10 protein-coding genes are annotated in these 8,928 nt (G+C 68.0%); 2 read left to right on the top strand and 8 right to left on the bottom strand.

Annotated features, from left to right (window positions below; translation table 11 throughout):
• Together GBZ26_RS23365 and GBZ26_RS23360 are read right to left on the bottom strand one after the other, a co-directional pair.
• Positions 1–912 (bottom strand): FAD-binding protein (locus GBZ26_RS23365; protein ID WP_174440900.1); only part of this gene is annotated, 912 nt, incomplete at its 3' end.
• Positions 913–922: 10 nt separating this feature from the next.
• Positions 923–2,410 (bottom strand): FAD-linked oxidase C-terminal domain-containing protein, encoded by a 1,488-nt coding sequence (locus GBZ26_RS23360; RefSeq protein WP_174440899.1) that lies wholly within the window; start codon positions 2,408–2,410, stop codon positions 923–925.
• Between the two features lie 258 nt (positions 2,411–2,668).
• On the opposite strand from GBZ26_RS23360, the gene GBZ26_RS23355 reads away from it, so the two are divergent.
• Complete coding sequence (locus tag GBZ26_RS23355; protein ID WP_211104920.1) at positions 2,669–2,929, top strand: phage tail protein; 261 nt, start codon at positions 2,669–2,671, stop codon at positions 2,927–2,929.
• Positions 2,930–3,038: 109 nt separating this feature from the next.
• Here GBZ26_RS23355 and ykgO read toward each other — a convergent pair whose 3' ends face one another.
• The 4 genes from ykgO to GBZ26_RS23335 all read right to left on the bottom strand — a co-directional run bounded on the left by ykgO (position 3,039) and on the right by GBZ26_RS23335 (position 6,631).
• A complete protein-coding gene (gene ykgO, locus GBZ26_RS23350; RefSeq protein WP_012973122.1) occupies positions 3,039–3,164 on the bottom strand; it encodes a type B 50S ribosomal protein L36 in 126 nt (41 codons plus the stop codon).
• Between the two features lie 120 nt (positions 3,165–3,284).
• Complete coding sequence (locus GBZ26_RS23345) at positions 3,285–4,250, bottom strand: SAM-dependent methyltransferase (protein ID WP_174440898.1); 966 nt, start codon at positions 4,248–4,250, stop codon at positions 3,285–3,287.
• 149 nt (positions 4,251–4,399) lie between these two features.
• On the bottom strand, positions 4,400–5,359 hold the full coding sequence (gene mepA, locus GBZ26_RS23340; RefSeq protein WP_174440901.1) for a penicillin-insensitive murein endopeptidase: 960 nt from the start codon (positions 5,357–5,359) through the stop codon (positions 4,400–4,402).
• A 138-nt stretch (positions 5,360–5,497) separates the two neighbouring features.
• Positions 5,498–6,631, bottom strand: coding sequence for an ABC transporter permease (locus GBZ26_RS23335; RefSeq protein ID WP_174440897.1), 1,134 nt, complete (start codon positions 6,629–6,631; stop codon positions 5,498–5,500).
• 144 nt (positions 6,632–6,775) lie between these two features.
• On the opposite strand from GBZ26_RS23335, the gene GBZ26_RS23330 reads away from it, so the two are divergent.
• Positions 6,776–7,144 (top strand): hypothetical protein, encoded by a 369-nt coding sequence (locus GBZ26_RS23330; protein WP_174440896.1) that lies wholly within the window; start codon positions 6,776–6,778, stop codon positions 7,142–7,144.
• A gap of 71 nt (positions 7,145–7,215) precedes the next feature.
• On the opposite strand, the gene GBZ26_RS23325 is transcribed toward GBZ26_RS23330, so the two are convergent.
• Both GBZ26_RS23325 and GBZ26_RS23320 read right to left on the bottom strand, forming a co-directional pair.
• Positions 7,216–8,157, bottom strand: coding sequence for an ABC transporter ATP-binding protein (locus GBZ26_RS23325; RefSeq protein ID WP_174440895.1), 942 nt, complete (start codon positions 8,155–8,157; stop codon positions 7,216–7,218).
• Positions 8,154–8,928 (bottom strand): HlyD family secretion protein (locus tag GBZ26_RS23320; RefSeq protein WP_174440894.1); only part of this gene is annotated, 775 nt, incomplete at its 5' end. The genes GBZ26_RS23325 and GBZ26_RS23320, both read right to left, overlap by 4 nt.

Here is an 8,928-nt window from a genome sequence, read left to right as displayed (position 1 = left end):
GTCAAGTTCCCTCCCCTGCGTCAGCGGGGGAGGGTTAGGGAGGGGGCAAAAATACGCCACGTCCCTGATTTCCTTCCACACCGCCCGCGACTCGTCCCGATCCAGCACGGCGTCGGCGCCCAACTCTTCCTTCAGCGCGGCCACACGGGCGGTGACGGACGGACCAAAGCCTTCCACCCGCACCAGCGTGACCGCCCCGCCCACCGCGGCGACCGCCCGCACATGGGATCGTGCCGCCACCGCAGCCGGCAGATGGACGGCGCCGGACACGTCGTAGGGGCTCTGCAGCGCCGCGGTCAGCGCCGCCACGGCCCCGGCGTCCTCGCGCCCGGCCAGCAGCAGCGTCCGGACGTCCTCCGGCGCCGGCAGCACCTTCACCGTCAGTTCGGTCAGGACGGTCAGCGTGCCGAAGGACCCGGCCATCAGCTTGGGCACGTCGTAGCCGGTGACGTTCTTCACCACCTTGCCGCCGCCCTTGTAGAGGTCGCCGCGCCCGTTCACCCCCTCGATGCCCAGCGTGTGGTCGCGGGCGGAACCGGCGCTGATGCGCCGCGGCCCGGCCAGCCCGCTGGCGACCACCCCGCCCAAGGTGCCCTGCCCCTCCGGCCGGCCGAACAGCGGCCCGAGGTCCTGCGGCTCGAAGGCGAGCTGCTGCCGCCGCTCCGCCAGCATCGGCAGGATCTCGGCCATCGGCGTGCCGGCCTTGGCGGTCAGCACCAGCTCTTCCGCCTCGTAGGCGACGACACCGGACAGGCCGGACAGGTCGAGTGTGTAGGCGGTCTGGATCGGACGCCCGAGGCCGCGCTTGGACCCCGAACCGGCGACGTCCAGCGGCGTCCCTTCCGATAAGGCCCAGCGCACCGCGTCGGCGGCCTGGGCCGCCGAGTCGGGCTTGACGGTGGTCACGGTCATGCGGATGGCCTCAAAAGCGGGGAATGTCGGGGAAGCGCAGCTCCCCCTTGTGGATGTGCACGCGGCCCAGCTCGGCGCAGCGGTGCAGCTTGGGGAAGACCTTGCCGGGGTTCAGCAGCCCGTCGGGGTCGAAGGCGCATTTGATGCGCTGCTGCTGGTCGAGATCGACCTCGTCGAACTGGTCGGTCATCAGGTCGCGCTTCTCCACCCCCACGCCATGCTCGCCGGTCAGCACGCCGCCGACCTCGACGCACAGGCGCAGGATGTCGTTGCCGAAGGCCTCCGCCCGCTCCAGCTCACCCGGCTTGTTGGCGTCGTAGAGGATCAGCGGGTGCAGATTGCCGTCGCCCGCGTGGAAGACGTTGGCGACCCGCAGCGCGTAGCGGTCGGACATCTCCTGCATGCGGTGCAGCACCAGGGGCAGCGCCTTGCGCGGGATGGTGCCGTCCATGCAGTAGTAGTCGGGGCTGATGCGCCCCACCGCCGGGAAGGCCGCCTTGCGCCCGGCCCAGAAGGACAGCCGCTCCTCCTCCGAGGTCGAGACGCGGGAGTAGCAGCAGCCCTTGGACCGCGCGATCTCCGCCACCTCGTCGATCAGATGGTCGACCTCCGCCGCCGGGCCGTCCAGTTCGACGATCAGCAGGGCCTCGACGTCCAGCGGGTAGCCGGCGTGGACGAAATCTTCCGCCGCGTGGATCGCCGGCCGGTCCATCATCTCCATGCCGCCGGGGATGATGCCCGCGGCGATGATGGCGGCCACGCAATCGCCGCCCTGCTCGCTGGTCGGGAAACCGATCAGAACGGCGCGGGCGGTGGCCGGTTTTTTCAGGATGCGCACCGTCACCTCGGTCACCACCCCCAGCAGCCCCTCGGAGCCGGTGACCACGCCCATCAGGTCGTAGCCGCCGGCGTCGAGATGCTTGCCGCCCAGCCGCAGGACGGTGCCGTCCATCAGCACCATCTCCAGCCCCAGCACGTTGTTGGTGGTCAGGCCGTATTTCAGGCAATGCACCCCGCCGGAATTCTCGGCGATGTTGCCGCCGATGGTGCAGGCGATCTGGCTGGAGGGGTCGGGCGCGTAATAGAAGCCCTCATGCGCCACCGCGGTGGAGATGCCGAGATTGGTCACCCCCGGCTGGGTCACCACGCAGCGGTTGGCGAAGTCGATGTCGAGGATGCGGTTGAACTTGCCCATCCCCAGCAGCACGCCGTCGGCCAGCGGCAAGGCTCCGCCCGACAGGGAGGTCCCGGCGCCGCGCGGCACCACCTTCACCCCCATTTCCTTGCAGGTTTTGAGCACCCGGCTCACCTGCTCCGTCGTGCTGGGCAACACCACGACCATGGGAAGCTGGCGGTAGGCGGTCAGCCCGTCGCATTCATAGGCGCGCAGTTCGCTTTCGTCGGCGATCACTCCCTCGCCGGGCACGATGGCCCGCAGCGCTGCGATGATCTCTCGGCGGCGCGCGATGACGCCGTCGTCGGGCGCGGGCATCCGCATGGCCGGCCGTCCTCCCCCATGTTCCGTCGCCCGGATTGTTCCCGCGGCGTTCCGTTCCACAGGTAACATCGGACGGGAGGCGACGCCAGCCCCCGCTTGCGTTCCGCCCTGCCGTCGGTGGACTCAGCCCCCTCAACCTTGGCGGAAAGCCGATGTCCAGATTGCCATTTTTACGGCAACCGATACAAAGAGAACCGCGGCGCGCCGCGCCGGCTCACAGTCCATGCCTTGCGAACGCTACGGAACGGAGAGACGCCAATGCACCCCGGCAATCCCGAGATCGATGTCTACATCGGCGAAATCCGCCTGTTCTCCTACACCCGCCTACCCCTCGGGTGGTTGCCGGCGGATGGGCGTCGGCTCTCGGTCAACCATTTCATCGCGCTTTTCTCGCTGATCGGCACGAGCTATGGCGGCGATGGAGAAAAGGAATTCGCTTTGCCGACGCTGGAGTCGCCCGCTCCCGGCCTGCAGTACTGCATTACCGTTGGCGGCGTGTTTCCGCGCCTGCAGGACTGAACGCTCTCCGGACACGCCAAAACGCGACGCCGCGCCGTCCCGGAGGAACGGCGCGGCGTCGCGTTCAACAGCACAGCACGCGTCGGCCGGGCGGACCCGGCCGCCGGTCTCAGCCCTGGCGGGCCTTGAAGCGCGGGTTCTGCTTGTTGATGACGTAGACGCGGCCCTTGCGGCGGATCACGCGGCAGGCCTTGTGGCGCGTCTTCATCGACTTGAGAGAGTTAACGATCTTCATAGTTCTTCATCCTGGTCGGTCGGCGGCTCGATCGAAGGCGCGCACCATAGTGCGGCGCACCCCTGCTGTCAACGGCCCCCGTCGCGGTTGCGTTTCCCGCCGGACAAGGCCGTTTCGACGCTACTCAGCCGGTTTCAGCGCGTAGAAACGGCACACCTTCATGCCCGCCTCGATGGCGGACACGCGGCGGACCCACAGTTCCACCTCATCCATCACCGCGAGCTTGGTTTCATGATCCAGATGATGGCGCTCCAAGTGCTCGACCAGCCCCTGGATGGCGCTCACGATCAGGCCGCGGTGGGTGTCGGTGATGTCCTCGGCGATTCGCAGGTCCAGGTTCCGCTGGGCAAAGGCGGCGGCCATCTGGTCCTTGGACCACAGATGCGGCTGCATCGGTTCCTTGTCGCACCAGACCTGGACGGCCTTGGCTCCGGCCAGCGCCGGGTCGATCACGTAATCGGTCATCAGCAGATGGCCGCGCGGCTTCAGCGCTAGTTCCATACCGTCGAACAGCTGATCCTTGCCGCGGACGGAGAACATCCCCTCCTTGTAGACGATGGCGTCCACGCGCTTGGGATAGCTGAAATTCTCCGGATCATAGGTTTCGATCGGGGCCTTCTTCTCCAGCCCCTCCTTGAAGGAGCGGATCATCCCCTCCTTCGCCAGAAGCTCCGACGCCTCCAGACCGGTGACCCAGCAACCGTACTTGCTCGCCATGGTGCGGCTGGTGCCGCCCAGACCGGCGGACAGGTCCAGCACGCTCATCGCCGGGTTCAGGCCGAGCGGTTTCACCAGATAGGGGATGTGGTCGTGACCGCCCGGCGTGTTGAAGCCCTCGCCCCACAGCTTCTCCGCCACTTCGATTCGCGTGGCGCTCCACAGCGGCTTGCCCCAGCGGTTCACGCCGGGGCCGGGACCCCGGACGGCGGGTTGGGGCGGAGCGGCGCCAGCCTGCGGCTTGCCGTCCTCCCCGCCGCCCCTGCCCTTCAGGCCGGAGAGGTCGTACCCCTCCCACCAGGCGTGAAGGCGGGTCTTGAGCGTGATGCGGGGACCGCCCGCGTGATCGTGTCCGCTGTTATCGCTCATCGCCTTCGCGCCTGCCCCGTTGCCTGGACCGCCGGACGACCGGTTCGTTCGCGCGGCGGACATTGCCTTTCCGCAACGCGAACAAATTCATTCCGACTTTCACAGTATCCGGGCGCTCCGTTCGTGCAAGCGCTAAATCCGGCGTCACTTTACCGCAACGCCTTCTCCCTATGCGGGTCGTCCATGGCGGCGACCCGCGTCCCGGCGGCGCGCAGCACCGCGGTGCAGGCGGGCGGCATGTTGACGTAGCGCGGCTGCGGCTTGCCGTTGTGCCTCTCCACCACCGGATAGACGGAGCCGAGCCAGGACGCGACCTCGTCGCCGCAGCCATCGCCATCGGGAATGTCGCGCTGGTCCTCGCACTGCGGGCTTCCCGCCGGGCAGCCCAGCCGGATGTGCATGTGCCCGTCATGGCCATGCCAGGGCCGCAGCTTGCGCAGGAAGGCGCGGTCCGGCCAGGCATGGCGGCACATGGCGAGCTTGATTGCCGGGTTGACGAAGATGCGGGTCACCCGCGGATCGCTGGCGGCAATGCGGACGAGCTGGGCCTGCCGCTCCGACCAGTCCTCGGTGACGCGGACGCGCCCGTAATCGACGTACTTGATCTCGGTCAGGCTTTCCCGCGCGTTGCGCCCCATCGGCGGATGGTCAAGCCGCAGCCAGACGTCGGCGTCGAGCCCGATCTGGTGGCTGGCGTGCCCGAAGCTCATCGGGCCGCCGCGCGCCTGTCCCATGTCGCCGATCAGCGCGGTCCCCAACCCGGCCGCCGCGACCTTCCGCCCGAAGCCCTTCAGGTAGTCGATCAGTTCCGGATGGCCGTAATAGCGTTGGCGGGACATGCGGATCACCTGATAGCCGGTGCCCTCCCCCGGCAGGGCCTGCGCCCCCGTGATGCAGCCCGCGGCGTAGCCGCCGATGGACTGGGCCGGTCCCAAGGCGGGACCGCCCACCTGACTCCAGGCGATGGAATTGGGAGCCGGCGGTGCGGGCTTCTTCTTCTTCGGCGATCCGGCCTCGGCCGGTCCGGCGAGAGCGGCGGCGATCAAACCGGCGGCGATCAGGGCCGCCGCAAGAATCCCGATCGTCGGGCCAACCGCCAAGCGCCCCATCATCTTCCCCCACGGACCGCCAATCGGGAAAGATTAGAGCCAATGTTCCTTAACGAAAGGTGAGGCTCACGCTCATGTCACAACCGATTTCCACTTGGCGGCTACGATGAAGGGGCACGCCCGGCCCCCGTTTACTGCTCAGTCCAAGGTCTGCCGGTAGCGTCTCAGAGCGACGACCGTGACCACAACCAGAAAAACCAGCAGCGCCGCTACCTCCCCGGCGATCTCCGCCGGGCCGTTGCCTTTCAGGAGGATGCCGCGGACGATGCGCAGGAAATGGGTCAGCGGCAGGATCTCCCCCACCGCCTGCGCCCAGCCGGGCATGCCGCGGAAGGGAAACATGAAGCCGGACAGCAGCATCGACGGCAGAAAGAAGAAGAAGGACATCTGCATCGCCTGAAGCTGGTTCTTCGCCACGGTGGAGAAGGTGAAGCCCACCGCCAGATTGGCGGCGATGAACAGCACCAGAACCACGGACAGCAGGGCCAGGCTGCCGACGATGGGCACGCCGAACAGCAGCCGGGCGGCCAGCACGATGATGACGATCTGGATGTAGCCGACCAGGATGAAGGGCACGATCTTGCCCAGCATCACCTCGAACGGGCGGACGGGCATGGCCAGCAGGTTTTCCATCGTCCCGCGCTCCCGCTCGCGGGTGACGGCCAGCGCGGTCATCATCACCATCGTCATGGTCAGGACCACGCCCATCAGGCCGGGCACCACGTTGTACTGAGTGATGCCCTCCGGGTTGTAGCGGCGGTGGACCCGCAGTTCGACCGGATCGGGGGTGGAGCGCAGAGGGGCCAGCGGCCCGGTCAGATCGGGGTCCAGCGCCTGCCGCGCGAGGGTGGACAGGGCGGCCAGCGCGTTGCTGGTCGCCGCCGGGTCCGTCGCGTCGGCCTCGACCAGCAGGACCGGCCGCTCGCCCCGCTGCAGGTCGCGGGCGAATCCGGCGGGGATGGTGACGGCGAACTGCACCCGCCCCTCCGCCAGCAGGCGGTCCAGCTCCGCCGGGCTGTCGGCGCCACGGGTCACGTCGAAATAGCCGGAATTCGCCATGGCCGACACCAGCGTGCGCGCGAAGGGGCTGGAGTCGGCGGCGTGGACGGCGGTCGGAAGGCTTTTGGGGTCTGAGTTGATGGCGAAGCCGAACAGCACGAGTTGGAGCACCGGCACCCCCACCATCATGGCGAAGGTCAGCCGGTCGCGTCGCATCTGGATGAACTCCTTCACCATCACCGCGACGAAGCGCGCGAAGGAAAACCTCGCCATGATGCCACTCCCGTTTCGCGTGACTCAGGATGGAAAAACATCTTTCTATTTCAACGCACCATCCAGTCACTTGGCGCCCGTTGACATATCTAAATTGCCTCAAGCATCGTTCAAATGGATTAACTCGTATGCGGGAGACATACCGTGACATCTATTCTTGCCAAGGGCGCCGCCGCCGTCGTCGCCCTGTTCCTGTCTCATGGCGCCGCCCTGGCCGGGCAACAGGATTTCACCATCGCGAACGAGACGGGCTACGCGCTGAAGCACATCTATGTCAGCGAGTCCGCCAACGAGAAATGGGACGAAGACATCCTCGGCCGTGACGTCCTCGACGACGGCGAGGAGTTCGAAGTGAGCTTCGACAAGGCCGAGAAGACCTGCAAGTGGGACATGAAGGTCATCTACGACGACGGCGAGTCGGCGGTCTGGCAGAACTTGAATCTCTGCAAGATCTCCAAGCTGACGCTGCGCTGGAACAAGAACACCGGCGTGACCTCCGCATCGATCGAATGACCGCGCGCCGTCCCCGCACCGTCTTTCGCAAGGCTGTGGGGACGGCCTGACTTTGCCCACCGGCGGCGCGGTCATGCGAAATTGTCCGTGCTGCGGTTCATCAGATGGATAAACACGTCCTCCAGCGTCGGCTCCGTCCGCCGCACCAGCAGGCCCGAATCGGCGGCCCAGGGGCGCAACGCCTCCTCCAACTCCGCGCCATCGCCGCCGCTGACATGCAGCCGGGCGCCGAAGGCGGCGACCATTTCGACACCGGGACAGCTCTGCAGCGCCGCCGCGACATGACCAAGATTCGGCCCGCCCGCGGCCCGCGCGCCGACCTCGTAGGTGACCAGCCCCGAATTGGCGATCACCTCCTCCACGCTGCCCTGGGTCATCAACCGGCCGTAGGCGAGGTAGGCGATGGCGTGGCAGCGTTCCGCCTCGTCCATGTAATGGGTGCTGACCAGCACGGTCAGCCCGTCACCGGCCAAGCGGTGGATCTCGTCCCAGAACTCCCGCCGCGCCTTGGGATCGACGCCCGCGGTCGGCTCGTCCAACAGCAGAAGCTTCGGCTCGTGCAGGATGCAGGCGGCCAGCGCCAGACGCTGCTTCCAGCCGCCGGACAGCTCCCCCGCCAACTGCGCCCGCCGGTTGCCCAGCCCCAGCCGGTCCAGCGCCGCGGCGACCTTGCCCCGGCGGTCCGGCAGACCGTACATGCGGGCGACGAAATCCAGATTCTCGGCGATGCTCAAATCCTCCCAGAAGCTGAACTTCTGGGTCATGTAGCCGACTTGCCGCTTGATGGCGGCGCTCTGGCTGCGGATGTCGAGCCCAAGGCAGGTCCCCTCCCCGGCATCGGGGGTCAGCAGCCCGCAGAGCATGCGGATGGTCGTCGTCTTACCCGACCCGTTCGGCCCCAAAAAGCCATAGATCTGCCCACGCGCCACCCGAATGGAAAAACCGTCCACCACCGTCTTGGCGCCGAAGCGCTTGACCAGTCCGCGCACGTCGATGGCAGGTCCCCCCGTCATCGCGGCAACTCCACATCCACCGGAAGGCCCGGGTTGAGCGTCCCCCCATCCTCCAGCCGCGCCTCGACGCGGAAGACCAGCTTCTCGCGGCTGCCGACGCTGTAGATCACCGGCGGGGTGTATTCCACCCGTGGCGCCACGTGGGTCACGCGCGCCGACAGGCCGGGCGGGCAGCCGTCGCAGCGCACCGTCACCCGGTCCCCCGGACGGACGCGGGCCATCAGCGTTTCCGGAACGAAGACCACCAGCTTCCGCTTCCCCGGCGGCAGAAGCGAGACCACCGGGGCGCCCGCCGGCACCCATTCGCCGGGGTTGAACAGCGTGTCCTCGACCAGCGCCGCCTCGGGCGCCGATGGAGCCAGTTCGGCAAGACGCTTGTCCGCCTGGGCCAGGGCGGCTTCCGCTTGGGCAACGGCGTTCTCGGCGGCGCGGATCTGGTCGGGACGGGCCGGCAGGTTGGAGACGGCCAGCTGCGCGGTCAGCTCCTCCAGCCGCCCACGATCGCGGTCGCGGGTGGCGCGGGCGGCATCAAGCCGATCATTGGAGCTGACCTTGCGCGCCACCAGGGTTTGCTGCCGCGCCAGCTCCGCCTCGGAATAGCGCAGCGCCGCCTCGGCCTGCGCGCGCTGGGCGGCGACCACCGCCAGCTCGTCGGGGCGCCGGCCCGTCCGCAGATCGGCCAGTTGCGCCCGCGCCTGCGCGAGCGCCGCGGCCAGCCGGTCGCGCTCCGCCCGCGCGCTGGTGCGGTCGAGCGCGAACAGGGGTGCGCCC

Source organism: Azospirillum formosense (assembly GCF_013340925.1).
Classification (GTDB): Bacteria; Pseudomonadota; Alphaproteobacteria; order Azospirillales; family Azospirillaceae; genus Azospirillum; species Azospirillum formosense.
Note: the sequence above shows the minus strand (reverse complement) of the source record. Positions and strands in the feature narration are given on the sequence as shown.

Coding starts and splice junctions, on each gene's coding strand:
- GBZ26_RS23345 (WP_174440898.1), bottom strand. CDS start 4,250: ATGAGCGATAACAGCGGACACGATCACGCGGGCGGTCCCCGCATCACG.
- GBZ26_RS23325 (WP_174440895.1), bottom strand. CDS start 8,157: ATGACGGGGGGACCTGCCATCGACGTGCGCGGACTGGTCAAGCGCTTC.
- GBZ26_RS23360 (WP_174440899.1), bottom strand. CDS start 2,410: ATGCGGATGCCCGCGCCCGACGACGGCGTCATCGCGCGCCGCCGAGAG.
- GBZ26_RS23355 (WP_211104920.1), top strand. CDS start 2,669: ATGCACCCCGGCAATCCCGAGATCGATGTCTACATCGGCGAAATCCGC.
- mepA (WP_174440901.1), bottom strand. CDS start 5,359: ATGGGGCGCTTGGCGGTTGGCCCGACGATCGGGATTCTTGCGGCGGCC.
- ykgO (WP_012973122.1), bottom strand. CDS start 3,164: ATGAAGATCGTTAACTCTCTCAAGTCGATGAAGACGCGCCACAAGGCC.
- GBZ26_RS23335 (WP_174440897.1), bottom strand. CDS start 6,631: ATGGCGAGGTTTTCCTTCGCGCGCTTCGTCGCGGTGATGGTGAAGGAG.